Raw genomic sequence first — 26,063 nt, forward strand, 5'->3', positions numbered from 1 at the left:
ATATGTTTGTATCTCCTATGCTATTACACAAATCCGATCATTCTTTTGATGATGACTCATATATTACAGAATTAAAACTTGATGGCTTTCGTACAATTTGGACGAAGTTTGATAATAAAGTTAAAATTTACACTCGTCATAATACCGAGATTACATCTATGTTCCCCGAATTAACAAGGTTTCCTTTTCCAAATGGCACAGTTCTTGATGGTGAGATAATTGTTGCTGACCTTCAAGGTAGACCGGACTTTGAAGCAGTTATGGAACGATTTAAGTCTAAGAAATCTGAACACAGAATTTCATTTTGTGTATTTGATATAATTTACTTCAATGGTAATAAAATTACTAATCTACCTCTCCTTGAGAGAAAGGAGATTCTAGCAAAAGTTATTACTGAAGACACACCATTACTCAATAAAGTCCAATGGATTGAGGGAAATGGAGTTCAGTATTTTGAACTAATTAAGCAGCATGATCTTGAGGGTACTGTGCAGAAAAAATCTAACTCCAAATACCAAATCAACAAGCGCTCTCATGATTGGTTAAAAGTGATAAATTACAAGTATGATAATGTTTATATATTTGGGTTGCGTAAAAACGAATTTGGACTACTCCTAACCTTTGAAGATGGTAAATATGCTGGCTTAATGGAGTTTGTAACCCCACATGCTAGAAAAGAATTTTACCAACAATACAAAGAATTTATTATTGAAGATGATGAAAAATTTATTTATCTAGATCCAAAAATGAAAATCAAGGTAAAATATAGAAACTTAACAAAAAACGGTCAACTTAGAATACCCTCATTTGTGGAGTGGTTATAACTCCACTTTTTTTTAATTGCTTCGTAATATAAGTCAATTGCGAAGTTAATATACAGCTTCTTCTTCAACTGCCATATAGTTAAATAACAATAAATAAAAAAGGACTGCCCAAACATCCCATTTGATGTGTAATTAATGCCAACATTCTTATTTTTTTGATGAAAATTCATTTGAAATTGTCAAAATAACCCCAAAAATAATAAGTAATCCTATAATCCAAGAACCATTCTTATCTATGAACATTTGAATTAACCATCCAACAAAAGCAATTCCCCAACAAATGAACTTAAAAATTCTAAATTTAACATTATCTATCACAACTATCTTCTGCCTTTCAACTACTCTTTTTCCTCTTTACTGAAAGAAGATTCAATCTAAAAGTCAGTTCTTTTTCAATTTAATATTTTGATAAAAAGTGAATGCCCTTATTATGCAATAGCACCCTTTAGCTTAATAAGAAATTTATTAGTATAAAAATAATAACTTTCCAAGCCTATAAGCATCAAACAATAGTAAAAAAGAAAAACAAATAATTAGTAAATATAAAAACGACTTGGGCAATTTTTGTTTAAGGATAAAAATTGTATTAAAAAGGATTCCCAAGCCTACTATAAATTGCGATAACAGAAAGATAACTTCGTTATGATTAAAGAAGCATAAGGTATTAAGACCCATTCCAATGATAAAGAGAGATAAGATAAAATATTTCACCTGACTCCCACCAATTCCTCATATATTTATATATACTTACTAATTCTTTTGGAACATTAAGAATTCCTTCTTCCATTAACCTGCCACTATAGTTAAGTACATCTCTTCACAATCTCTGTTTTTTTACATAAAGGTCCAAATTCAACCACCAAGTGTTATTTAAGAATATGGTCCTAAACATAAAGATAGAGCACAATTCTTGCTGCAGAATTGAGTCCTTTAGTTGGACAAGCACATCTTTTATATCTTGTTATCTAATTTTTGACCGATCTATGTAATTGAAGACTAATCCAATAATATAGCCTATTAAACCAATAACTAAGATATCACCGCCATTTTTCATAAAGGGATTTGATAAAAAGATCGATCTTATACTATTATTTTGAAAAAATGAGTTAAAAAAAGGTGTTGTTGACAAAAGATGTAACAAAACATAAAAAAGGATCATCTGCCAACTTACAATTGCGGATTCCTTAAATATGAATTTTTGACGTTCAGCTCTTTTTATCAATCCTCCACTGTCACCTGAAATAATTCGCATAATTATAAAGAATACAAGATAAATAATTATTAGTAAGATAAATTTCAATATCCTCTGTCCCCTTTTAATGAAAATTACTGTTTTACTTTCATCCTAAATCGTAAAATATTTATATTTTAACGACTAGGTAGTGTAGTCATTTCTTTAATCCACATTTGAATATCCTTATTTTTGGACTTCATTAGGACAATCGAATTGTCCAATTGTGTATCTATTATCCATTATAAATTCCCCTCACATTTCTCGAGGATACAGGACTGGGGTTTAAGAGAAGCAAAGACCTTGTAATTATTAGTATTGTTAGTAAAAAAAGAACGGTCAAACAGAAAGAAACCTTATACTCACTTCATGCCCATAATCTTGAATCTGATTGTGGGATTTCACCACAAGATTTGATCGTTTCTATAACAGAAAACAGCGATGCCGACTGGAGTTTCGGACTAGGAGAAGCACAATTTCTAACAGGTTCATTATAGCTTATAAAGATATGCTTTATATTTGGAGGTTTTAAATTGAAGAAGCAAACTTATCTTTTTTTAATAGGAGGAATATTTTCTTTAATCATTGCCATGGGGATTGGAAGATTTGCCTATACTCCCATTCTACCACTTATGCAAAAGGATCTTTCTTTTTCAAATACAGTTGCTGGTTATATTGCCTCAAGTAATTACGCAGGATATTTGCTTGGAGCAATTATAGCAGGAGCCATACCTTTGAAGAAGTATCGAGTGATTTCCTTAAGAATAAGTCTAATCATCAGTATCTTAACCACTGCCCTAATGGGACTAACATACTCGCATTTCCTTTGGTATGTACTTCGATTTTTATCGGGGGTTTCCAGTGCTTATGTGTTGGTTCTAGCCTCTGGTATCGTGTTAGATAAACTTGCTGCTATAAACAAAACGAGTTGGTCTGGTTTATTTTATGGAGGGGTAGGTTTGGGAATCTGTTTATCCAGTCTATGTATTCCGAGTTTAAACCAATTATATCAATGGGAAGGAACTTGGACAGGACTAGGTATTGTTAGTGGAATCCTTGCTTTCTTCGTATGGATCTGGCTAGATGATAATTCAAACGCTGTTGAGATGAAAGCTAAACAAGAAATTTTTGCAGAAGTCCCTCCCACTAAATGGCTCCTATGGTTGATTATTGCATATGGTTTAGAAGGATTGGGTTACATTGTTACAGGTACGTTTATCGTATCTATCGCTGAAAAGACCCCATTCTTTCATAAAAATGCCACCATAGTTTGGATGATGGTTGGATTGGCTGCGATTCCATCTTGTCTCATCTGGTCTATACTAGCTAAAAAATGGGGATACGTTAAATCTTTAGTTCTTGCAATGGCATTGCAATCCTTAGGTATGGCGATGCCAGCCTTTTGGATTTCTAAAACTAGTTTTATCATAAGCGCTTTATTATTTGGAGCCACGTTTATGGGTATCACAACGCTTGCTACAACATTTGGACGACAAATGAATCCATCTAATAGCAGTAGAACGATTGGCATTCTGACCGCTATTTATGCAATTGGACAGTTGATAGGACCAATCCTTGCTGGGTTCTTATCAACATTCACTCATAATTTTAATACTGCTTTGATTGGAGCATCTTGTGTCGTTTTAATTGGGGCGGGAATGCTTTTAAATGGAATTCAATTTGAAAGGAAATCTAAAGGAATATTAAGTGAAAATAATTACGATTTGTGAAATTATGTTAAATAATAAAATAACAGAATTTTGAAAGTTGAGTATCCGATAATACAAGCTCCAATGGCTGGCGAAGTAACCACTTCGAAATTAGTGGCGGAGGTTTCAAATTCTTGGGGTCTAGGAAAAGACACTTTCTTCCAATTTTTGTTTTTACTTTGTTAAACTAACCTGCCCTTTCGTATATTGGAATAAACCTTTTCTTTATAACTTTACTGCAAATTAAGATATTGTTAAGAGTTTTTCTTTATGATGATTATGGGAAGGATGGCAAGTGTGGTCGTCATTGTATTTGGCGTAGGTGGGGCCGATACATGGGATAGATGGAAATAAATAAGCATATACCCTTAATACGGGTAAAAGTTCATTTATCATATTTTAAAAAAGGTGGTATGATATTATGACTATTTTAAAAGATCTTATTATCAGAGGTGTATTAGTTGTTGCAATAAATGATGCCATTATATTTTACTGGATTAGTAAACATTCTCGGAAAATAACATTGCCTTTAGCAATTGGGATTATAGTAATCACATGTATCGCATTAGTAATTAATATTTGGTATTGTCTTTATCGAAACGGAATTATATAAACGCATTTTTCTTTTAAAGTGTATTAAATGGTGAGCAAATAACTCACCATTTAATTTTAAATAATATTTCAACATTGTATTAAAACATATCTTAATTTATAAATATTTGTTTTCAACTTTCCCCATTTTTATCGATAATATCAAACCTATGGGATACATGGAACTTTTATAAGTCAATAGACGCAGAATGAACAAATTGTGCATTTGAACTGACCTCTAGTTGAACAAAAAATACATTGCCCTTCTTTAAGATATGCGCCCGTTTGCTGAATATCGTTATTAAAGTAAAGCCCCCTTTAGTTTACACAGATACTATGTTTACACAAATACTTCATGCTAAATGTTTTATTTATAAACCTCAATTTATTAAAGATAGAGGAACTTATGAAGAGATAGTTAACAAATATCCTGACTACAAAAGTTCAATTATTGTATCTGATAATCCAATTACAGACTTAGAAGTTGTATCTGTCCCTAAACCAAACAAAAATTAGAGTATTACAATATTAACCAAATAAATACTGAAACCACTTGTATAAGAGATTTTTTCAAAATACATTGTGTGTTGCTCCGTGCGATTCACACTTAAGAAATACCTTTATAAAGGGATTTTTTAGAATTCTGTTGTACGACTATTTGTACTGAACAGAATCGATGTTTTTTACTCCTTTAACATAGTAAATCAATAAAAACAAAAAATACTTACTTAATAAGTGGCTTTACCTTTTTTGTTCGTTCAAAAACTTGCCATACACCGATAATATTTTTGATAAAAAGTTCCGAAAATATGTATAATTAAGGTAAGGAGGAGATAAACATGGAGCTTGAATATAAAAATATTTTAGTGGCTATAGATGGTTCTCATGAAGCAAAGTGGGCTTTTGAAGAAGCTGTCAAAATTGCAAAAGACAATAATGCGAAGCTTTTACTAGTCCATATCATTGAAGAAATAGGATTAGGCTCTTTTGAAAGTTATGAATTAATAATTACAAAAAGAGTTGAAAGTTCTATATTTGAGATGCTTGAAAGCTATAGAACAAATGCCGTTAATGCTGGTGTTTCAGAAGTTGAGTATCTAATTGAATATGGTTCTCCTAAAAACATTATCCCAATGGGTATTGCTAAACAAAACAACTGTGATTTAGTTATTTGCGGAGCAACCGGTGTAAACGCCGTTGAAAGGTTTTTTATCGGCAGCGTATCAGAAAATATCGCTAGGTACGCTCCATGTGATGTTTTAATTGTACGTAATCAAGAAAATAATTAAGAAACCAAAAGAGATTCCGTTTCCTATCACTAAACGTGAATTTACAGCTAAAAATGGAAAGTAATATGCAAAACAATTTGCACCGTATTTGTGGTGCTTTTTGTTTTTGAAAAAATAAAATAGCCTAGCTCCGCTTGAAACTAAGCTATTCCCTGTATTTATTTTGGAGTTTATTTAACTAAAGCCCTGTTACTTTAAGTACAATCCTTTACAATTTTGATTCCCGCAAATCACATAAAATATTTACGCAAAAGAACTACCCCAACAATTATGATTACAAAAACCCACGAAATTGGATTTGCCCAGTTGACTGTCCATCCAATTCCAAATGCTTTTTGAACTAAAAAATTAGAATCCTCTTTATTATAGTAGAAGAAAGCACCTTTCAGTTTTCTATATTCATCAATTTCGTCTTTTTTCCATTTTCTTTTTGACATACTTTTTTACCTTTCTATTTTTGTTTCTGTTTTTTTTTAAGTTATTTCAGTACTTTCAACTTTTTAAATTCAAATATATCGATTAAGTATTAAATAAATATACATCATTCTTATTATGCAAACCTGATTCGTTACTTCAATAAGAAAAATGCGTCTCCACTATTGTAGAAAAGCACCCTAAAATAGAAATTAGCGCTGTCCCTCGTTTCAGGAAAGCACCCTTTTGTTGAAAAAGATATCAACTACAGACGATACCAAAAATTATTTTAAATTGCTTACGGCCTTTCTTTACTCGCTTAAGTCCTTCTTTTAAATCAAGTATTAAAACGGTTTTTCCAATCCAAAATCTTAAATACAGAGAGTGGAATTTTAATGGTCCTTTTATTCCTTTCTCCTCATATTCAGTCCCATCTTCTAACTCTGTTTTGGTTCTTATTAACCACGTATTGCCTATTCCAAACTCAACAAATTTCAAGATTATCTAAAAAGTTGCTCAATACTAAAAGATCCCAAGTAAGAGTTAATTAATTTCATTGAAAATAGCTACTACACGACTCCATCCAGCACTTGCGTTAGCGATATTAATAGGAAACGCACACACTGTAAAACCATAAGGTTTTGGAATCTGATCAAGGTTACAAAGCTTTTCTATTTGGCAATATTCTTTTCGTCTACCTACCAGGTGGGCCTCCCAAAACTGCGATTTCCCTTCTTTTGCTTCTTTGGCTGTTACATCAAACGGACGATCTAGACCCCAGGCATCTATCCCAATCAGTTTTACCCCTTGGTCGATAAGCCATTCCGTTGCTGAAGCAGTCAACCCGGCATGCAGATAATCGTAACCTGGTTGATGAAATTGCTTGGAAACCCCGGTGTATATAAGTATGATGTCATAAGGTTTGATAGAATAATTAATATTTTTTAGCTCTTGCTGTATATCTTCAATACTAATCCCTTCACCAGCCTGTTTGTGAGTCATATTAATGAGAACTCCATCTCCATAACACCAATTTAAAGGAATTTGATCAATGGTTTTTGCTCGTTCTCTATTAGATGTAGACCCATAATGATATGGCGCATCAATATGTGTACCGGAATGAGTAGATAAAGTTACTTCCTCTACCGCCCATCCTTCCTCATTGGGCCAATAAGACTCATCAAGTCCCAAAAACTTTTCTGTTACTGCAATTGAATCTTTATGATTTTTATATATAATTTTATGAGCGTTCGGCTCAAAGCTTCGAGTATCGTTTGATAATCGATCACTTAAATCAATAATTACTGTTCTTTTTCCATTCCTTTCAAAGCTTTCAATCATGACTTCTGACTTCCTCCCCTATTTGTTTTTAAATACTTAAACCTAGCTTCACTTCAATATGAATGAATATAGGCATTTTAAATCCGTGTTTTGCGAGCTAATCCCAAATAGAAGTTTCACAAAAGAAACTATTTAGTATCTTTATTATAATTGGATATATCAGGAAACCAAATCCTCCTTTTGGATTAATTCGGTAAAAATTATGGGCGTTTAACATAAAAAATCGGTTTAACGTAGAACATAGCAAAAAGTGATGGTTGTTCAATCATCACTTTTTATTTTAATCTGCTAAATTCCATTGTTGATATCGTGCAAAGACTCTAATATTGCTGCTAATATATAATATAGTTTTCAACTAGTCGAGTAGAAGGGAGCCTTTTTACCTTGCGGTAAATTGTACTCCACCCCCCTCACAGAACCGTGCTTGCACTATTAATGCACACGGCTCCTCCTAGTTATCATTTACAGAATGTTAGTAATCTCTTTTCTTAAATCATATATATTCACTTTAATTCTTGGCGATGGAAGTGGATATTTATTAAGAAATAGTCTGAATTTATCCCATGTAAAGGATTTCCTTTGACTTCTTCGATTAAGCCATTTAAACAGTAACCTTTCGATTTTGTCTTTGAAGTTGTTTACATTTTGGGTATTATCAGTGACGCAATAATAGTTGTAATAACCTATCAGTGAACGTTTAAATCGATCCATAATCATATGAATATCTTTATTTCGATTATTCTTCAGCCATTCTTTCGTTTCTTTTAGTTTGCCTTGGACTTTCTTCCTGCTTGATTTCCGTTTCACACGGAAGTTTCCTTGTTTGCTCTTCCCACAATAGTGCGTGAAACCAAGGAAATCAAAGGTTGCAGGTTTATTTCTCCCCTGTAGATTTGCATTTCTCTCCGCAAACCTCCCAAAGGGAATGATTTTGGTCTTATCCTCAGCTATTTCTAGGTTAAATTTCTTTAATCTTAACTTTAATGAATGGAAGAATTGCTCAGCTTCACTTTTATATTGAAAACAACAAACAAACCCTTAAGTACACTATTGAATTAATAAAAAAGTTGTCGCTTATACTAACTCTTTAAAATTATTAAGCACTAACTTTTAGTCCTACTTTTTATCGCAAATAAACTCAACAAATATATCACTACAAAAATAACATATCCAGGAATGCTGTCGCTATGAATATTAATACCATTGGCACGTAGGCAGGATAAAATTACAACTGAAAGGACAACAGAAATTAATGAGGAAATTAATACATTCTTAATGGTCATAGAATCTCTCTACTATTGTAATAAATCTTCGCAATCTTTAAGAAAATGAATTACAGTTTTTCCAGTAATGCACTCGTATTTGAACAAAAAATCGCTTTTAATAAGTTCCCTTCCATTCTTCTTTTGAATATTTAATAAAAGGAAAATTAGCCCTTATAAAATTCAAAATTGCCATTGTTTCTTCAGTCATATTATGGGGGACTACTGTTCCTCTAAAAGAAGGACTAATAAGTATTGGAACTTCCTGGTCCTTTACATAAAATTGCAAACAATCCATATACCAGGCTTGTTTTGCATATATTCTTTTTTTAAAATATCTAACTTCAATTACGTCCTTGAAAAAGACCTCTTTACATAGTTTCTTCTTTTCTACAATTTTATTTGAATAAACGGAAATGTAACCTTTAACTTCTAGCCGATATGTACTGAAAAACAAGATAGTCCAAATTACAATACCACTTCCTAAAACACAATAAAACCAATTCTTTTCAACTATACCTTGAATAATAAATATCAAACCAAGCAAGATAAAACCAAAATATAAAATTTCAATCGAGATTATCTCCCATTTACGATGTTTAAAAATCATCACAGGATTTTCCAAGCAGCTACCTCCAGAGTAATATGTAAACTTTATCTCCTTACTAATTAATCTATACAAAATAGTTACCTGTAATTACGTCCTTATTAACTGATCCTTTAGCTTAATAAGAAAAGAGGTAGTCATATCACCACTAGTTGAACCTTACACCCGATAGCGTTTTACCAAGTAGTTCTTCACCAGGTTGAAACCAAATAAATAATAATTAACCCAGAAAATATGGATAATATGGACATAAATCTAATGAGATTTAACCCCCATTTTGTTTTATTAGACATAGTTGGAGAAACTACAAGGTCCTTCCAACCGTATCGCCACGGGTCAATTAACCCTTTTATGCCCCCTATAATAAATACCAAAGCTCCAAATAACATTCCCAAAATACTAATCCAGTTAAATCCAACAACAAAACCAAAGAAAATTATTAATGTACTTAACAATAAATAGAGTCTATAACCATTCTTCATTTTTAATCTCCTAGAATATAAATTTGGTTAAAAGATGGATATATTAAAATTTAAACTTTCTTCTTTTCTAAAATACCAGAAACAGTATTGTTTGATAATGGATTTTTATTGAACTATCCTGAAGTACATATGCTCTACAGCCTTTTTTAAGCATCGCACCCGTTAGCTTAAATTTGCCTTCCTTCTAAAAATGAACAATAATACAAATCCCGCAATGGTTGGTATTCCAAAAGTAACGCCTTTTACTAAATAATTTTAATAAAGGAAAGTCTTATGTAGAGGTGGGGTTAATATTAGGAGGTAAATGGATGGTAAAAATGATTAAACAACAAGGAAAACAGTAAGTCCATATAGAGAGGTTTACTTTTCTACTCATTAAAGGATACAGAAAAAGAGTTTAGTGGAAGATATGCAGTTTATGATGTAGAAACAAATAAACTACTTGCTGGTGGAGATACCCATATTGATAAGTACCCAAAATTTAAGAAGTTAAATGGGATAATAGTAATTGAGCCTGAAATTATCAGGCTCTTTAACCACTCGAAAATTTTTATTTATTTAGCTAGGCTTTAATCTGTTTTCTAGAATTAGAGCACCCATTAACCATCCATGCAGCACAAAATCAATTCTGCACAACAGAGAATGAAAACGATTCGGAAGTGTCAATACTGAGACCTTAATCCTGTCAACCTTAATCCATAGACGTATGAATTTACTCTCTCCTCTTTTTTAACGATTAAGCCGGGTCTTCTTAAGTATTGTCATTTTTCTAATCTTGTAGAAATTATTTTCATGGTCGTTCAAGAACTTGTAAAATACAAGATATTCGATTTTACATTTTTTTAGCTTTAATAATCATTGTAGTAGGGAATTTCCTTGCTTTGTATAAAGAATAATAACGATCAGAAATTTCCTCTTTTATAGAATCAAAGCTAGATGATACGTCACTTTCTATAACAGAATCAATCGTAAATCCTGCTTTAATTAATTCATTTATATAAGTACTCATCTTTCTTTTAGGAATTACCAAAGGAGCTTCTTCGCCTTTGAAATTGCGGTATGTTGTTGTTCCTTCATCTTGGTATGACCCATCTAGGTAGATTTGACCATTTTGACTAATCATATGAGCGTATAAAGGGTGATCCCAACTAAATATAAAATAACCACTTGGCTTTAAATAAGAATATATTAGTTTAAATGTAGTTGATAAATCTGTTGTCCATCCAATAGCATATATAGAATAAACGAAGTCAAAATATAACTTTGGCAGACCGATATCATCTTCCATAGGTGCACAGTATAAGTGAGTTTCTAAGTCCTTTAAAGTTTCTTTCGCCATCTTTATTTGAGTCTCGGATAAATCAACTCCCCACAATTCATCGGCACCCTTTTCTGCCATATAACGTAATGAATGTCCACTTCCACAACCAATATCAAGAACTCTTTTATTTGATATTACTTCAAACAGTCTCAATTCCTCTTCCGTTTGGGTAAAAGGCCCATAACTTGGTAATGCATCCTTTCCATTAAAATGATGGGCGACTAGATCCCAGCTTTTCTTATTTTGTTTTAGAATTTCAAACCTCATTTTATCCCCCTACAATCTATATACTGATTCTACATTGGTCTCTACTAACCTGAGACGTTAGAAAAAAAGCGTCTCTCCTTATTTTAGAAACGCCACCGTTCAAGCAGGTTTATTTATACTTTTTGTCCTACATTGAACCATAATTGTAAATCACAAAGATATTAGTTGCTTTGATTTCTTTCAGGAAATTAATAGACATAACTGCTGACGGACAAGTTTCAGTACCCCAAATTTCTCCCTCTCTAAAACGTCCATTCCAATATTCCATTTGTTCAATCACTAGATCTAAACTCCCACTTTTCAAAAAATTCATTTTAACATCTGTAAAGTAATTAAATTCTTCACTGTTCTTGGCAAATCCTTTAATTAAACTGCTTCGTTAATTAAAAAAAAAGCCGCTTACAATAGCAGCTTAGAAATATTTGTATTTATTTATCATATTTTACTTTTAAATTCGAAAATCTCATCAACAGCTTGGTGATACCCACCCGATTTCTTAAAGGATTCCCTAATATTCTCAACAGCTTTATGGATAGATTGGTCGTTTAATACATGATCTACGGCTTCACTCAGCTGATTTGCAGTCAAGTTTTGCATTTGTAATTTAATACCGGCTCCTAATTTGGCAACTTGCCCGGCAATTATAGGCTGATCAGCGCTTTGTGGGATTACAATTAACGGTACCCCGTAATAGAGACCTTCATTGGTACTGTTCATTCCACCATGTGTGATAAATAACTTAGTGTATTTCAACACTTCAGTTTGTGGAACATAATTTTTGACAATGAAGTTTTTAGGAATCTCCCCCAAATCAGATATTTGAGATTTTTCCCCAATAGACATGACAACAGTATGTTCAGTGTTCCCAAATGCCTTAAAACAAAGCTTATAAAAATCAATTACTTGGTTAAAGACAGTACCCATTGAAATGTAAATTAGGCTTTTTCCAGTGATTGCAGTAAGGTCGAAGTTTTTTTGCGGTGTTCGTAAAGAGATGGATGGACCTACAAATTTGTAAGTTTGGTCAAATGTTTCTCCAAAAGGTTGAAACACCCTAGTTGTATAAATGATTGTAAGTGGTGCAGGGTTACAAAGAACTTCATAAGGAGAACGGATTTCAACGTCATATTTTTCTTTAATGTTCAATGTCAGATTTTTGAAATCATCATTCATCATATTAATCATTTCTGTTGGGATACTTTGTGAAAGATGATCCAACATGTTATCAAATGATGCTTTTGTCTGCGCAAAAGTAGTACAAGAATTAATTGCCGGAAGTTTAAGTATTTGTGCAAGTAAACGCCCACAACCAAACATGGAATCGTGAATGAAATAATCAAAATGTTCCCCTTCGATTTGCTTCAGTACACTAGGTATCACGATATCTGCCGTACGCAAAAGACCGTTGATTCTTTCGAGTAAATAATTTCTTCCACCTGAGATGAAAGCCTTAATAAATTTTTCACCGTCAAATGTTCGTACTGTAGCTCCCGTCTTCTCAATACGTTCTCGAAAAGGTTCTATTGTAAAGTACACCACCTCTTCTCCACGCGAAATAAGCTCTTGCACAACTCCAATAGTTGGATTGATATGTCCTTCTGATCCACCATTAATAAATAAAACACGTGCCATTATAACCACTCCCTAGGTAAAATGTTCTGAAGATGTGTAAGAGTAAGGGGCACTGCCCCATACGATTGCTGAAACTCAAATATGGAATTAAACTTATCATAATGCATTACTTGAAAATCTCAAACTTTTAAATACCCTTAGAGTGGCTTAAATAGTCACTCTTTTTATACATCGGCTGTGTTAAAGGTCATTGTTGATTTTTGAAACTATGTTGATTGGAGCGGAAGGCGCGAGACTCCTCGAAAATGCTATCGCATTTCCTTCGTGCGTGGGCGGATTCAAGGATGTAATTCAATGTCCTGCGGGAGTACGGGGCAGGGGAGACCCCACAGGCGCTAAGCGCCGAGGAGGCTCCCCGGAACGCCCGCGGAAAGCGAAGCGCCTGGAGCGCAAATCAACTGGCAAGTTTAACACAGCCTATAAATAATTGAATATTTTCGGGCATTTTCTTTTCGGGGTTAATATTACAAAATGAAATTGAACTTACTAGGAATGATGAAATAATTAGTTTAATATACTCAAATAATAAGGCATCAAAAAAGATAACACAAAAGGCTGTCATTCAAGGACCATTGTGCTATCCTGGTTTGAATTTATATTTTAAAATTTATATATGATTATAGATTGTTTTTAGAAAATCACGTTAGAATAATGCCTATTCAAGATACTTTTACCTTGAATTAAGTTTCTACCCTAGTACTTTTAGTACATGGAAAAGCTCTTCTTTATTTCTTGGGATATCTTTTTCAGAAATAAACTTATTATTCTTGCATAATTGTTGGAAAATTTCAAGGACCATTGGTTTTTCAAGGTAACAGTCACGTATTAAATTATCATCTGAAAAAATCTCCACAGGAGTACCTTGCTTGACAATCTCCCCATCTTTCATCACTATTATATAGTCTGAATACGAATAAGCTAGTTCAACATCATGGGTGGACAAAATGACAGTCATTCCATTATCATTGAGCTCATCAAATATTTTAACCATTTGTTTTGAATGTTTAGGATCAAGACTCGATGTCGGTTCATCAAAGACTATAATTTCTGGTTTCATTACAAGGATATCTGCAATGGATACTCTTTTTTTCTGTCCATAGCTTAAAAAATGTACAGCTTTATCCTTATATTCATACATACCAACATTTCTAAGTGCTTCATTCACTCTATTTCTTACTTCATCTTCTGCAATTCTTAAATTCATTGCCCCAAATGAAACTTCTTGAAAAACGCTTGCAGAGAAAAGTTGATTTTCAGGGTCCTGAAAGACAATTCCTATATTTTTCCGTAACTCTAATAAAGACCTATGATTATGCTTTACTTCCTTTCCCTTATAAAGCAAGATCCCCTCTGTTGGTTTTAAAACTCCATTAAAGTTTAAAAATAAAGTTGATTTCCCTGAGCCATTTACCCCTACTACTGAAATTTTCTTACCCTTTTCTATTTTTAAATTTATATTTCTTAATGCTTTCGTTCCATCTGGATATTGAAAACTCAGATTTCTGGTTTCAAGTATGTATTCACTCATAATCCAATTCCTCCAAAAATTTTTTCAAAAGAACCAATCACGATTAAGATTAGTTCTACGCATATGATTGCCCCGATATTTTTGTAAGAACAAGTGAAATTATTTTCTAATAGATTTATATCTCCGTCGTAGCATCTAGATTCCATAGCAGTATACATATCTAGTGAACGCTTATACGAGCTAACAAACAGACTGGTAATCAATTTCCCCAGTGAATGATACCCGATTCTAAGGGTGGAATATCCAAGCCTTGAACTCTGGGAAATATAAATCAAATTCGCTGTATCTAATAACACAAATATAAGTCGATAGACTAGGCCCATCAGCTCAAGAAATAATCGAGGTACCTTAAGCTTTTTTAAAACTGCTAGAATTTCAAAAACTGGTGTTGAAAGAGTAAGGAAATACAAACATGATACTGAAGCAATACTCTTAAAAAAAAGCACCCCAGCTGCACTTAAACTTTCATAAGTACAGGCTAAATGAATTGTAAAAATACGAAAACTAAATAGAACATCATTACTGTTGCCAACTACATTAATGGCAATAGTAAGAACACCGATAAATAAAAAACTTAATGGCAATGATAAAAATTTTACAAACGTAAAAAATGGGACTTTCCCTTTTGCTACAGTAATATAAGACATTAAAAATAAAATAATTAATGAGTCGATTACATTATTTAGAATTAAACAGACAGTCATTGTTCCTATAGAGAAAACAAATTTTTCCATATGATTTACATTTTTTAGTCCCGAAATATAAGCGAACTTATCGAGCGATATCATGGCCGCTTACCAACATCTTTTTTGGCTTTACCCTTCGTATATCCAAAATAAAAGCATACTACACCCGAGCCGATTGCTGCCTGTAGTGCAAATAGAAGACTCTCAATCTCGGCACTTGGTGGTTCCCAAATAGGTGAAAACCAAGGCTTATAATTACTATCAATTTTGGTAATTTCTTTTTTTGCTTGATCATCAGAACCACCAAATTCCCCATGTTTTACAAACACAAGTGGAATAATGGCGATGAATATGACGAGAAAAGCCAATAGAATGTTCGTTTTAAATAGATTTTTACTTTTCTTCTCGATATTCACTTGATTATGCTCCTTTCGAAATAACCTTTAATTCTATTAGTTCGTCCTTATTATAATTATTTAATAGATTAAAGATAATGACTGTTAAAATCCCTTCACTTATGGCAAGGGGAATTTGCGTTACCGCAAATATGCTCATAAACTTTACCATAGAAGCTACAATACCTCCTGTTTGATCTGGAAATGCCATTGCCAACTGAACGGAGGTTGTCACATAAGTCATTAAATCGCCTAGCATCGCAGCTCCAAATACTGAAATTGACTGTGACATCTTCCATTTTTTAAATAGTTTATAAATAAAATAAGATACTAAAGGCCCAACGATTGCCATTGAAAAAGTATTTGCCCCTAGTGTAGTTAATCCACCATGCGCAAGTAACAAAGCCTGGAAAATCAAAACAATTAAGCCTAAAACGCTCATGACTGTTGGACCAAAGAGAATAGCACCAAGCCCTACTCCAGTTGGATGTGAACAGCTCCCTGTTACCGATGGAATTTTTAAAGAAGATAGAACAAAAGCAAACGCACCAGCCATCGCTATTAACATCTTAATTTTCGGATTTATTCTTATCTTTTCCTTTATTGAAAAGAATCCAACAACAATAAATGGAATGCTAATAATTCCCCAAGCAATACACCATTTTGGGGGAAGAAATCCCTCCATGATATGCATAGCAAATGCATATTTAGGTAATAGCAGTATAGTAAGGAAAATCCCTAAGGATATTTGATATTTTTTTGACATATATTCACCACATTATTTTTTATTTTTCCTCAAGATTTTAAGCATAAAAAAAACCTTTTAACCAGTGTTAAAAGGAAACAACAAAAAGACGCTTAATATAATCTTATTGACATGTAAGCTTTCATTGTAACACCTCCCTATCACTCGTAGAGTTAATGGTGTGAAATATAGGCAGGTCTTCTGACTCAAGAATCAACATTTAAATACGCCTTCCCTGTAACCAAGTGGCTAATATGTACTTAAATTCATCTATTACAGCTACGGGATAGTTCAGGAATTTCACCTGATTCCCTTTTAATTAATCAATTTTAAAATTTGATTAAACCCATATTTTCAATATTAAATTATGAAAAAATTCTAATAAAATCATAGCACCAATAGAATAAGTAATCAATATATAGACAAAAACAATAAAATTGTACTAATCATTTAATCCCTTTCCATTGAGAATTTGCTGCATACATTTTTCAACCCTTGACTCTCGAGTTTTGGATTGTTTGGGTGCAGAAAAATGAAGAATGTATGCTCTTTGCCGTCCCGGCGTCAACGCCTCAAAAGCAGTTTTCAAGGCAGGGATTTCATCTAATTTATTTTGGAATTCTTCAGGAATTGTGTATTCTGTATGCTTTTTAAAATTCACTTCCAAACCGGCTTTTTCCACTTCAATGGCCTCATAAATATAGGCTTTCAAGATGGGTTCCATCTCAACTATTTCTTGAACATTGGTGAACCGAATCTGGCGCGCCGCCTGTACATTCTCCGTTTGTTGGATTAGAATCCCATGGGCATCCTTTAACAAGGCACCTTTGTGAAACAGAAGCGCACAATATTCTTTAAATCCATGTATTAAAACTATGTTTTTATTCTCAAACGTGTAACAAGGATGCATCCACTTAAATTCTTCGGTCAGCTTACAGTCAAGAACGATATTTCTTAACTTCTCATATTCTTCCTTCCACTTTTTAGATTTACTTAAAAATTCATCAACCTTGAGATTCATTCTAATCTCTGTCATCAATGAACACCTCACTTAAATTCTTTCTGCCACTTTTTGGCCTTTATTAAATATACATCAACATCAAAATTATCTTCGCTTGAATTTTACTATACATATTTTTATTATTCCACTGGTATTGGCTCTTTCTCTTTTTATATCGGCTATTAGTATCTTTCTAAAGTCAGAATTACTATGAACCAAAAAGTTTTTACTCTTAACTATTTTTTTCATTAAAGGACTGTAGCCATTTAAACCAATAGAGTTAGTTAGAAAGATACCTGATCGACACTCCATTAAAGTATCTCATCCAACTGTTCCGTTAGTCGAATAAGAAAAAGGCTGCTTTTTTGCTGCCCGGTCTTAAAGGAAAGTACCCGTTTGTTTAAGTACAATTTTTCACAAAGTCAAAACTAATAAAGCTCTAATATGAAAATAGGTATTACCCTTTGTAGAGTAATACCCCATTAGCTAATGTAGTTTTTTATGTATTAATTCCCCAAACCATTCACAAAGGAAGATTTAATTGCCACGATACCCCGAATCGGTCATTTAGCCAACCAAACTTTTTACTAAAACCATAATCGCTAATTGGCATCAGGGCTTGTCCACCATTAATAAGTTTTTGATAAAGGTTGTTAATTTCCTCTTCAGTATCACAAGTAACATAGATTGAGAATGATGGCGTAAAGGAGAACTGATGTTTCACATTACTGTCAATACACATAAAATCTTGCCCTTTTAAGGAAAAAACAGCCTGCATCACAGTTCCTTCATCGCCAGCTTGATTGGCTCCATATCGAACTATTCTTTTAATTTCTGAATCCTCAATTAATGATGTATAAAAATTCATCGCTTCTTCTGCTTTTCCATCTTGAAACATTAAAAACGGTGTAACCTTTGGCATTTCTATCCACCTCTAATTATATGTACAAATTTATTATAGTAAATTTTCTTGTTGAACTAAACTCCGTTCGTTTAATAAGAAAAAAAGACCGCCACAGCGATCTTTATATACCTTAACAAATCTAATCCCTTAATGTGTAGGGGCATATCAAAAAGACGACTTCTTACTAAAGAAAAGCGCCCTTTTCTTGAAGAACTTTGTATCAATTTCATCTTCAGTGAATATGATTAAATTAGTTTCCGATTATTCAAGTACTTTAGTTAACGGAGGTGAAGAAATGACAAACAAAACGGGAGACAATCTCCGCCCGAATGTAGCAGCTTCCGAAATACATCGTGTGGAAGAACGTGTTCGATCAAGCCGACGGTGGTATATCAGTTCCATGCTAACTGTGGGTATTTCTACAATTGCTTTTTTTGCTTTGGTCGGTTGGGTTCCGAGATCATTCCAACGTCCCTTTTTGCCCTTGATTACTTTTTTTCCTCTTCTGATTTATTTTATTTTGCTATATGTTCGAAAATCCCACCCTCCAACTTCCGGAAGGGAACTAACGAACCTTGAAATGCGATTAGGAAGCATCTTTTCCCTGTTATTGTTGACAGCCGTCGCAATTGACTTTTTTTTGTTGAAACCCTATCAAGGCACGGTATGGGCTGCCTTCACTGGGATCCTACCCGCATTGCCCTGCTTTTATGGTGTCTGGAAGGTGTCACGTAAATGAAAACAAACTGTAATCACCCAAGACATGGCTTAAACAGCGTGATCCATTCTCCTGTGCGATTGTCAATTATGGCAGCACTCGCATCAGGAGGCGAAACTGACTTTCATTTTCTCCGTGATACCATTGAAGTTAGTGATTCCCTTTTATCCAAACATATCAGCACATTGGAATCTGCCGAATTTGTAGAAGTCATCAAAGGTTATGTTGGAAAGCGCCCCTGCACCTGGTATACATTGACGGAAAAGGGAAGTTCAGCATTTAGGGATTATCGAAGAACACTTAAACAAATTGTTGAAAATGAAACAGCTGATTGACATTGAAAATTTTAATTTGACACCCTACTTCATAAATACATGTAATTAAAATGACACTAATGAATACAAATGGCCCGGCTTCAAGCTGGGTTTGGTTTTATCATTTTCCTAATTCCGTTAAATGGCCTTTTCATGCAAAAAAAAGGCGCAGATCCATACTCTGGAAATGCGCCCTTTAATTGAATAAATCGAATCGCTCCAAATGTATTCATCCGTATCCATCGTTAAAGCGTACAAAATGTTACAAAGGTTGTCAGCATGATTCAAGTTCAGCCCCTGCTGGTTACCCATATTTGCTTAAAATATTTGACCCTCAACCTTCTCTTAGCTGTTCACAAAGTAAACACCAGAATGGTTCCCCATGAGGTATCATAAAGATTTAGATTGCCAGTTACTGGTAAAAGGTGATTTGGGTATCCGATGAATTGCGGTAAGTCATTTGTGCTTTGTATCGGTAGAGATAGAGACGTACCTTACCGTTTAGAATTGAGTAGACAATGGTATGTCGTGGCAGGTTCAGAGGGTGTCAAATTAAATTTATGGACAAGTGAGATCTATAATATTGCGATTTAATGATAAAGGGGAAGTATAAAAAATCTGCTTCCCTTTATCTTTGGACAAGGATTCCATAAAAATCCTGACAATTAACAACATCAGATTCCTGACTATAAATAATGTCAGTAACAAAAAAATCTCCTATCGACTTTATTTTTACAAAACACTATTTATAACATTATTGGTTTAAATGATTTAGTTTATCAGGATTGGAGACCATGTATATCTTGGCTATTTTTCCATCGTTTACTTCAAATGAAACCACATAATCGATCCTTCCATCAATCATGACGATCATACCCGGACTGCCATTCACATTTTTAAATTGGTAAGTAGCATTCGCAGGAAGTTTTGTAATGACGCCTAACAAGAAACGGGCAATATGGTCCGCACTGAAAATTGGCCGCAATGCAGCCATAACTTTCCCGCCGCCATCCGAATAGAAAACAGCATCCTTTTTTAACATTGCATGAACCAGATCCATATTTCCGTCAAGGACGGCCTGAGCAAATTTTTCTAAATATATATTTGAGTGATCGTCATTAGGCTTTACAGAATCCGGTCTGTGCATCATTCCCTTTTTTGCCCGATGGAAAATCTGCCGGCAATTCGTGCTACTTCTCCCCACTATGGAAGCAATGTCATCATAATCATATTGAAAAACTTCACGCAAAAGAAAAACAGCTCTTTCCACCTCGGTTAATTGTTGCAGCAGCAATAAAAAAGCCGTCGATATGGTTTCCTTTTTTTCTAAAGAAATAGAAGGATCATTTATATCGTCTTCTACAATGGGTTCGGGTAACCATGTTCCAATATAGACTTCCCGCTGTTTTGCCGCGGATCGCAGTTTATCAATGCACCGATTAGTCACGATTTTGCATAAATACGCCTTTATATTATTAATTTTGGTTTTGTCACTCGCCGCTCCTAATAAAAGAAAAGCTTCGTGTACGATGTCTTCTGCATCCATGACACTTCCGAGCATTCGATAGGCTAGGGAGAACAGTAGTGGTTTATATGTTCGATAAGCCTGGGCCGTTTCCAAAATCAATCACCCTCTCATACTAGAACTTTACCTTTTTCCAGAATATACATGGCGGCCAGCTTTGCACTCGCAACAGCCCCATCAGCCAATAATTCTTCATGACCTGCCCAATCTCCTGCAACGTAAAGTCCTTGCGTTGAGGAGACTTCAGGGCCGATGGGTTCATGCCGATCAACTCTGGGAAAATCGTGCACTATGGTGATTTTTGGCAAAAATTGTTGGGTGATAAGCGTGTTTCTCCATCCTGGATGGAGGAGATCCATTACTTTTTCCAGTTCTTCTTTATTTGCAAGAGGATCATAATCTTGGCATGTCGGATTATGATATTTCACTAAATGTACGACGGCATTTCCTGTATTACATACGTTTGCGGCCCTGGATTCATTCGTGAAAAGTATCGGCTGATCAAGTCCTACTACAAACTGATGATCTGGATTAGGCAAATGGCTTAAACAGAGATCCAAACACGTCGCTGTAATCGGTACCGCCTGCTCTTTCCATAAAGATAAGAAAGGATTTTCAACTAAACGGCAGGCTTCGGCGGGCGGAACCGCCATAATAACATTCTCCGCTTTAATGGTTTCACCACTTGCACAATGAATTGTTTTTAATGAATGTTCCTCTTCTACCCTTTCTACGTTAGAATGACATTTTATTTTTACACCAAGACTTTTAGCTTTGTTTCTTAAATCGGTAACGATGGTCTCCCAACCGCCATCGATATAAATCACACCTGTTTTCAGCGTTCTTTGAAGCTGCCTTAAAACAGGACGGGCCTGCTGGAGATTTGGTGCATACGTATATGTGGTTGTACGGCATAATGTATAAAAATGGTGCCTTATCATGGGACTTTTTATTTCTTTTTCAGCCCAGTCACTTAAACTAACTGTCTTTACCTTATCTACATTCATTGTCCAAATCTGTATGATCAAGTGAGTAAATTGTATTTTTTCAGACCAAGAAAACAGCTGTGACTTGAGAAGCGAACCAAATCCTGTCGCAAATGGAACCACTTTGTTTTTCCATAACCCATGCGTTTGAACAAACGCGTTTTTCCCACTTATGTCAACACCAAGCTCTTTAAAAATGGTCATAGCTTCTCCACCCGCATACAGTGCATGAGCTCCGATGTTAAACAATGCACCGTTTTGTTTATTAGTCATTGACCGCCCGCCGAGATGATTGGATTTCTCAAATATAGTGACATTTTTACCTTCCTTAGCCAAGTAATTGGCTGACGTTAACCCTGCCAATCCACCACCGATAATTGCTACATCAACTTTTTCCATTAATATTCCTCCTTCATAACGTTCTACACTCAAGACGATTGAAGGAAAGATTATGTGACAGAAAAACCGAGCAAAAAGCGCCCGATCTTTTTTCGTTTAAAGCCTAACTCAGGTTTAAAGGCAACAAATGCTTTAATAAAGGTAAAATGTTATTCCAAAATCTGGCCCGATTGTTGAAAAAAGCTAATGACGATTGTTCAACTAACCTTTAGTACAATAAGAAAAGCTGCCGTTGCTGGCAGCATGTTCTTAAACTCTTGCACCCGTTCAGTTGAAAAACCATTTCTCCCGCGGTATAGGATAGTATTCACCAGCGACAAGTTCTGGAGGTACGGCTTCGTTAATTCGTAAAAGGTCGTCTGAACTTAAATTCAGGTCAAGTGCACCAAGGGAATCCTGAAGTTGTGATCTCTTTCTTGCTCCAACCAATGGGATAACATCTTCACCCCGAGATAGAACCCATGCGATAGCAAGCTGTGCAACAGTTACTTGCTTTTCTTTAGCAATTTCACGCAAGGACTCTACAATGGCTAGGTTCTTTTCAAGATTTTCGCTGGTAAACCGCGGCGCATTACCGCGCTTATCATCCGAACCTAGCACTCTATCTTTAGACCATGTACCACTCAGTAACCCTCTAGAGAGAACACCGTAAGCCGAAAGCGAAATGCCTAATTCCCGTAAAGTAGGCAAAATATTGGTCTCAATGCCCCGATTAAATAGTGAGTATTCTATTTGCAACCAACTAATTGGATGTACAGCATGTGCGCGACGAATTGTATCCACTCCTACTTCAGAAAGACCAATATACCGCACATATCCCGCCTTTACCATATCGGCAATTGCACCAACCGTTTCTTCAATTGGTTCGTTTGGATCTAAACGGGCTGGCTGATAAAGATCGATGTATTCCACACCTAGACGCAGTAGAGTATCCTCAAGGCAATTCTTTATTGCATGAGGTTGGTTATCTCTATCCCGATGATTCTTGCCCTGCGAGTGTAGCTTACCATCAAATTTCACTGAAATGAACGCATTGTCCCGGTGGATTCCTTGTAAAGCTTCACGGAGAAGTAATTCATTGTGTCCATCGCCATAGAAATCCCCTGTATCAAAGAGTGTAATGCCTTCATCAAGTGCAGCATGAATTGTTGCAATGCTTTCGTTTCGATCAGCATTACCATATAACCAGGACATCCCCATACATCCAAGGCCAATCTCTGAAACCAGAGGACCGTTATGACCAATTGCTCGCTTTTTCACTGGTATATTCCCCCTATCATCATGAGTTAAAAATATATGTGAATTTCCACCACCGCATTCCAAGTGAATCAATCTGTTACCAGTTTCGTTTTGAAAACCCACTCCTCATTACGTTTATCTTAATTTATTCTTTCTTTACTAAAATCAAATTTCCTTTATTTTATGATACTTATTGTTCAACTAACCTGCATACTACGGTTTAAGTACAAACCTTCATAATCTGAACAGATTGCTGAACAACAAGTTAAACACCACTATTCAACTGACCGTTACTTTAAGTACATTTTTTCACAATATCTGTAATTAATTTATCATATAACCCTATATTCGAACTCAAATGGACGAAATAGTTTATTAATTAATAATTTACGGTAAGTTCTGTAATGAAACTTTTATAAGTGTGATTTGGCATAACAAAAGTCTGCTTAAATTATTAGAAATCCCTTAATAGCAAGAAAAAAGAGACAACCAAAACGTATACGATTTGATGTCCCTTTTCTAATGATTTTTTATACTTTGTACTCGAAAACAGAACCCGTTAGTCTTACAGTTATTTCTCTGGCCACATCGGTCTTATTGACCAATATGACCTAGAAATTTACTATAAGAGATAGATGATAGTACATTTCTATGATTCAATGACAAAATAATAATTAGGTGGTTTGGCATAAGAATTTGCATACAAAAAACGTAAAAACTCGTCGTAAATAGCAACTGGTTTACTTGTAATGCGCAAAATTGTCTTTCACAAGACTTCGCAAAGAAAATCACCAATAAATACACAACAAAAAGCTTGTACTTTGTCTCTCTAGGAAAAAGACCGTAATTTCAGCGGTCTTTTGCTGTTTATTCCATATTTACTCTAATTCCTATCGCAGTCAAAATTCCGATCACCGAAATAAGGATGGTTTCTAGTAGATTCATATAAATCACTCCTCTGCCTTTATGAATCTACATTATAACATTTCATGCTTGATTTTTTTATGGACCTAAAATCACAAGTATTCCAATAATTATTTATTCGTTCAATAAGAAGAGCTCCTCAGTAATTAATATTGACAGTTATAATAGATATGAATTTGATAGTCAATTTGTCATTTTTTTAAGAGCACAAAAAATGTAGTTCTTAAAAAAAGAGGCGACACCCGTTGTAAAAATTTTAATCCTTATTTGCTAGTTTGTAAAAAAGGTGATGCCTTTTTAAAACATCGACCTAAATGTTACTATTACCATTTCCATAGCTCTTAAAGTTTTGTAAAGTAACTCCTACTACATCCTCGAATACAAACCGCTCGAATTCTCCAGCCATCCTGTTACCATTTCACATGTTGGTTGAAAGTAATTTCAAGTTTTCCCGACCTTGCTCCAACCAGTATTAATCGCACCATTTTGTCCTTGAGAAGTGCCATTTGATTCCTGGTTTTAACCGACTGACCTGCATAAAAAAAGAACTGCCGCAGCAGCCCCATCTTGAACTAAAGCTACCCGTTACTTTAAGTGAAATAATTTACAAACATTTAATTTACCTACGAGTTAATTTTTCTTCTTCCATATCTCTTCCGGTAAACGAATTTTCTTAAATCAACGTCTTTTAAATTGCCGTCATAACACAAAAAGAGTAAAGATTGAAACTCCTTAAAATCCTCGATGACAAAAAGAGCGAATTCTTTTCGTTCGCTCTTCATTTTCATTTTTACTTCTTCTTTTGAAAGGATGTCGTCAAGTTGGTCTTGATAATAGGCTTTCGTATCTTCCCATTTATCTTTGCGATTCACCAAAATATCCTTACCATACTCCGGTAATTTATCAATAACAAGGTCGATATACCCCTCTGACCACATTAACATTTTGTCTTTTTCTGGAAGTTCAAGTACCATTTTTAACAAACCCGTTTCGTCTATATCTTTTTGAATGGCATATTTTCCGACCCGATTCATCATACCCACCTCATGTGCGAATCATTTGGTCTTAGTTTGTTAATTTGTGTTTTAATGAATTCATTATTCATTCTAACTTTGTGAAGGATTGTACTTAATCTAAACTGCTCCTTTAGTTAAAGAAGGCAAAAAATCAACAATATACAGAGCCTACTTGAAAAAAGATGCTCTTTACAATACTTGTCACGGTATAAGTTTAGTGATTTTTTTGAGCTTTTTACCAATTTGCTTTTACCAAAAGGGTTAAGTTATTTTTTCCGTTTGATGTTTGAATTTCTGGGGAAAATAAAAAAAACTTCCCTTTAAAGGAGTAAATGCCAATGGCTGTAGAAACAATTTTTGTTAATGAGGCAACATCAGAAAAGCCGATTCAAGAAATTGAAAGTCTCCTTAATCAATTGGATGGCATCGAAAGAGTATTATTAGACACTACTGATGGCGAAGTAAAGGTCGAATTTGATGACAAAAAAATCTCAATAGAACAAATCGTCATCACCTTAAAGCAACATAACTTTCACATTTAATAACAAAGACACAACTTGGTAAGGATAGTCGTTATGCATAAATTTAGATAATTCCAAAAAGAAAAGGACCATCTTTGATATCGGGTTCTGTTTTTGAACTACAAAACCTAAAAAAGTGAGTAAAGTATAGATTAAATGCCACACAAAAAACACCTTTTTAGTTTTTATTAAA

At 34.3% G+C, this 26,063-nt stretch carries 26 protein-coding genes, 1 pseudogene and 1 riboswitch; of the genes and pseudogenes, 8 read left to right on the plus strand and 19 right to left on the minus strand.

The features are described from left to right. Positions 1-2 precede the first annotated feature (2 nt). The 4 genes and pseudogenes from BN1082_RS23045 to BN1082_RS23075 all read left to right on the plus strand — a co-directional run bounded on the left by BN1082_RS23045 (position 3) and on the right by BN1082_RS23075 (position 5,644). Positions 3-824, plus strand: a complete 822-nt coding sequence (locus BN1082_RS23045) for an ATP-dependent DNA ligase (protein ID WP_090638870.1) — start codon at positions 3-5, stop codon at positions 822-824. A 1,494-nt stretch (positions 825-2,318) separates the two neighbouring features. After that, positions 2,319-2,552: pseudogene (locus BN1082_RS23055) on the plus strand (tautomerase family protein); the annotation flags it as partial. 36 nt (positions 2,553-2,588) lie between these two features. Next, complete coding sequence (locus tag BN1082_RS23060) at positions 2,589-3,785, plus strand: YbfB/YjiJ family MFS transporter (RefSeq protein WP_090638876.1); 1,197 nt, start codon at positions 2,589-2,591, stop codon at positions 3,783-3,785. Positions 3,786-5,194: 1,409 nt separating this feature from the next. Next, positions 5,195-5,644: a universal stress protein gene (locus BN1082_RS23075; RefSeq protein WP_090638883.1), complete on the plus strand. Its 450-nt coding sequence runs from the start codon at positions 5,195-5,197 to the stop codon at positions 5,642-5,644. 230 nt (positions 5,645-5,874) lie between these two features. On the opposite strand, the gene BN1082_RS23080 is transcribed toward BN1082_RS23075, so the two are convergent. From BN1082_RS23080 to BN1082_RS23150, 15 genes are all read right to left on the minus strand, one after another. Further along, positions 5,875-6,081, minus strand: coding sequence for a DUF5808 domain-containing protein (locus BN1082_RS23080; RefSeq protein WP_090638885.1), 207 nt, complete (start codon positions 6,079-6,081; stop codon positions 5,875-5,877). 238 nt (positions 6,082-6,319) lie between these two features. After that, positions 6,320-6,556 (minus strand): DUF3977 family protein, encoded by a 237-nt coding sequence (locus BN1082_RS23085; protein WP_090638887.1) that lies wholly within the window; start codon positions 6,554-6,556, stop codon positions 6,320-6,322. A gap of 45 nt (positions 6,557-6,601) precedes the next feature. Next, positions 6,602-7,399, minus strand: a complete 798-nt coding sequence (locus tag BN1082_RS23090) for a cyclase family protein (RefSeq protein WP_090638889.1) — start codon at positions 7,397-7,399, stop codon at positions 6,602-6,604. Between the two features lie 462 nt (positions 7,400-7,861). Further along, positions 7,862-8,206: a group II intron maturase-specific domain-containing protein gene (locus BN1082_RS28385; RefSeq protein WP_245640523.1), complete on the minus strand. Its 345-nt coding sequence runs from the start codon at positions 8,204-8,206 to the stop codon at positions 7,862-7,864. Positions 8,207-8,779: 573 nt separating this feature from the next. Continuing rightward, positions 8,780-9,286 carry a hypothetical protein gene (locus BN1082_RS23100; protein WP_090638890.1) on the minus strand — a complete coding sequence of 169 codons (507 nt, stop codon included), beginning with the start codon at positions 9,284-9,286 and terminating at the stop codon, positions 8,780-8,782. A gap of 173 nt (positions 9,287-9,459) precedes the next feature. Then, on the minus strand, positions 9,460-9,750 hold the full coding sequence (locus BN1082_RS23105) for a hypothetical protein (protein WP_090638893.1): 291 nt from the start codon (positions 9,748-9,750) through the stop codon (positions 9,460-9,462). Between the two features lie 832 nt (positions 9,751-10,582). Continuing rightward, complete coding sequence (locus tag BN1082_RS23110) at positions 10,583-11,338, minus strand: class I SAM-dependent methyltransferase (protein WP_090638896.1); 756 nt, start codon at positions 11,336-11,338, stop codon at positions 10,583-10,585. 127 nt (positions 11,339-11,465) lie between these two features. Next, a complete protein-coding gene (locus BN1082_RS27840; RefSeq protein WP_176699909.1) occupies positions 11,466-11,618 on the minus strand; it encodes a hypothetical protein in 153 nt (50 codons plus the stop codon). A 155-nt stretch (positions 11,619-11,773) separates the two neighbouring features. Then, positions 11,774-12,970, minus strand: a complete 1,197-nt coding sequence (locus tag BN1082_RS23115) for a macrolide family glycosyltransferase (RefSeq protein WP_090638898.1) — start codon at positions 12,968-12,970, stop codon at positions 11,774-11,776. Positions 12,971-13,658: 688 nt separating this feature from the next. Next, complete coding sequence (locus tag BN1082_RS23125; protein ID WP_090638903.1) at positions 13,659-14,498, minus strand: energy-coupling factor ABC transporter ATP-binding protein; 840 nt, start codon at positions 14,496-14,498, stop codon at positions 13,659-13,661. Beyond that, entirely contained in the window at positions 14,495-15,286 is a 792-nt protein-coding gene (cbiQ, locus tag BN1082_RS23130; RefSeq protein WP_090638905.1) for a cobalt ECF transporter T component CbiQ, read from the minus strand. The genes BN1082_RS23125 and cbiQ overlap by 4 nt, the downstream gene beginning before the upstream one ends. After that, entirely contained in the window at positions 15,283-15,600 is a 318-nt protein-coding gene (locus BN1082_RS23135; RefSeq protein ID WP_090638908.1) for an energy-coupling factor ABC transporter substrate-binding protein, read from the minus strand. Before BN1082_RS23135 ends, cbiQ begins: the two co-directional genes overlap by 4 nt. Positions 15,601-15,604: 4 nt before the next feature. Then, complete coding sequence (locus tag BN1082_RS23140; RefSeq protein WP_090638910.1) at positions 15,605-16,345, minus strand: energy-coupling factor ABC transporter permease; 741 nt, start codon at positions 16,343-16,345, stop codon at positions 15,605-15,607. 153 nt (positions 16,346-16,498) lie between these two features. Then, positions 16,499-16,689: riboswitch (cobalamin riboswitch) on the minus strand. 77 nt (positions 16,690-16,766) lie between these two features. After that, on the minus strand, positions 16,767-17,360 hold the full coding sequence (locus BN1082_RS23145) for a YdeI/OmpD-associated family protein (protein ID WP_090638914.1): 594 nt from the start codon (positions 17,358-17,360) through the stop codon (positions 16,767-16,769). A 487-nt stretch (positions 17,361-17,847) separates the two neighbouring features. Further along, a complete protein-coding gene (locus tag BN1082_RS23150; RefSeq protein ID WP_090638916.1) occupies positions 17,848-18,246 on the minus strand; it encodes a VOC family protein in 399 nt (132 codons plus the stop codon). A 217-nt stretch (positions 18,247-18,463) separates the two neighbouring features. Here BN1082_RS23150 and BN1082_RS23155 point away from each other — a divergent pair, with 217 nt between their 5' ends. The 3 genes from BN1082_RS23155 to BN1082_RS27845 all read left to right on the plus strand — a co-directional run bounded on the left by BN1082_RS23155 (position 18,464) and on the right by BN1082_RS27845 (position 19,854). Continuing rightward, positions 18,464-18,967, plus strand: a complete 504-nt coding sequence (locus BN1082_RS23155; RefSeq protein ID WP_176699910.1) for a hypothetical protein — start codon at positions 18,464-18,466, stop codon at positions 18,965-18,967. Beyond that, positions 18,964-19,281, plus strand: a complete 318-nt coding sequence (locus BN1082_RS23160) for a winged helix-turn-helix domain-containing protein (RefSeq protein ID WP_090638921.1) — start codon at positions 18,964-18,966, stop codon at positions 19,279-19,281. Before BN1082_RS23155 ends, BN1082_RS23160 begins: the two co-directional genes overlap by 4 nt. Positions 19,282-19,701: 420 nt before the next feature. Next, positions 19,702-19,854 carry a hypothetical protein gene (locus BN1082_RS27845; RefSeq protein ID WP_176699911.1) on the plus strand — a complete coding sequence of 51 codons (153 nt, stop codon included), beginning with the start codon at positions 19,702-19,704 and terminating at the stop codon, positions 19,852-19,854. Positions 19,855-20,014: 160 nt separating this feature from the next. Here the strand turns inward: BN1082_RS27845 and BN1082_RS23165 are convergent, their stop codons facing one another. From BN1082_RS23165 to BN1082_RS23180, 4 genes are all read right to left on the minus strand, one after another. Further along, positions 20,015-20,881 (minus strand): RNA polymerase sigma-70 factor, encoded by an 867-nt coding sequence (locus BN1082_RS23165; protein WP_090638923.1) that lies wholly within the window; start codon positions 20,879-20,881, stop codon positions 20,015-20,017. A gap of 14 nt (positions 20,882-20,895) precedes the next feature. Further along, on the minus strand, positions 20,896-22,170 hold the full coding sequence (locus tag BN1082_RS23170) for a phytoene desaturase family protein (RefSeq protein WP_090638926.1): 1,275 nt from the start codon (positions 22,168-22,170) through the stop codon (positions 20,896-20,898). Between the two features lie 267 nt (positions 22,171-22,437). Continuing rightward, positions 22,438-23,430 (minus strand): aldo/keto reductase, encoded by a 993-nt coding sequence (locus tag BN1082_RS23175; RefSeq protein WP_090638928.1) that lies wholly within the window; start codon positions 23,428-23,430, stop codon positions 22,438-22,440. 1,526 nt (positions 23,431-24,956) lie between these two features. Next, entirely contained in the window at positions 24,957-25,370 is a 414-nt protein-coding gene (locus tag BN1082_RS23180) for a hypothetical protein (protein WP_245640525.1), read from the minus strand. A gap of 317 nt (positions 25,371-25,687) precedes the next feature. On the opposite strand from BN1082_RS23180, the gene BN1082_RS23185 reads away from it, so the two are divergent. After that, positions 25,688-25,891: a cation transporter gene (locus BN1082_RS23185; protein ID WP_090638932.1), complete on the plus strand. Its 204-nt coding sequence runs from the start codon at positions 25,688-25,690 to the stop codon at positions 25,889-25,891. The last annotated feature ends 172 nt before the right edge of the window (positions 25,892-26,063 follow it).

Source organism: Neobacillus massiliamazoniensis (assembly GCF_001048695.1).
Taxonomy (GTDB): Bacteria; Bacillota; Bacilli; order Bacillales; family Cytobacillaceae; genus Neobacillus; species Neobacillus massiliamazoniensis.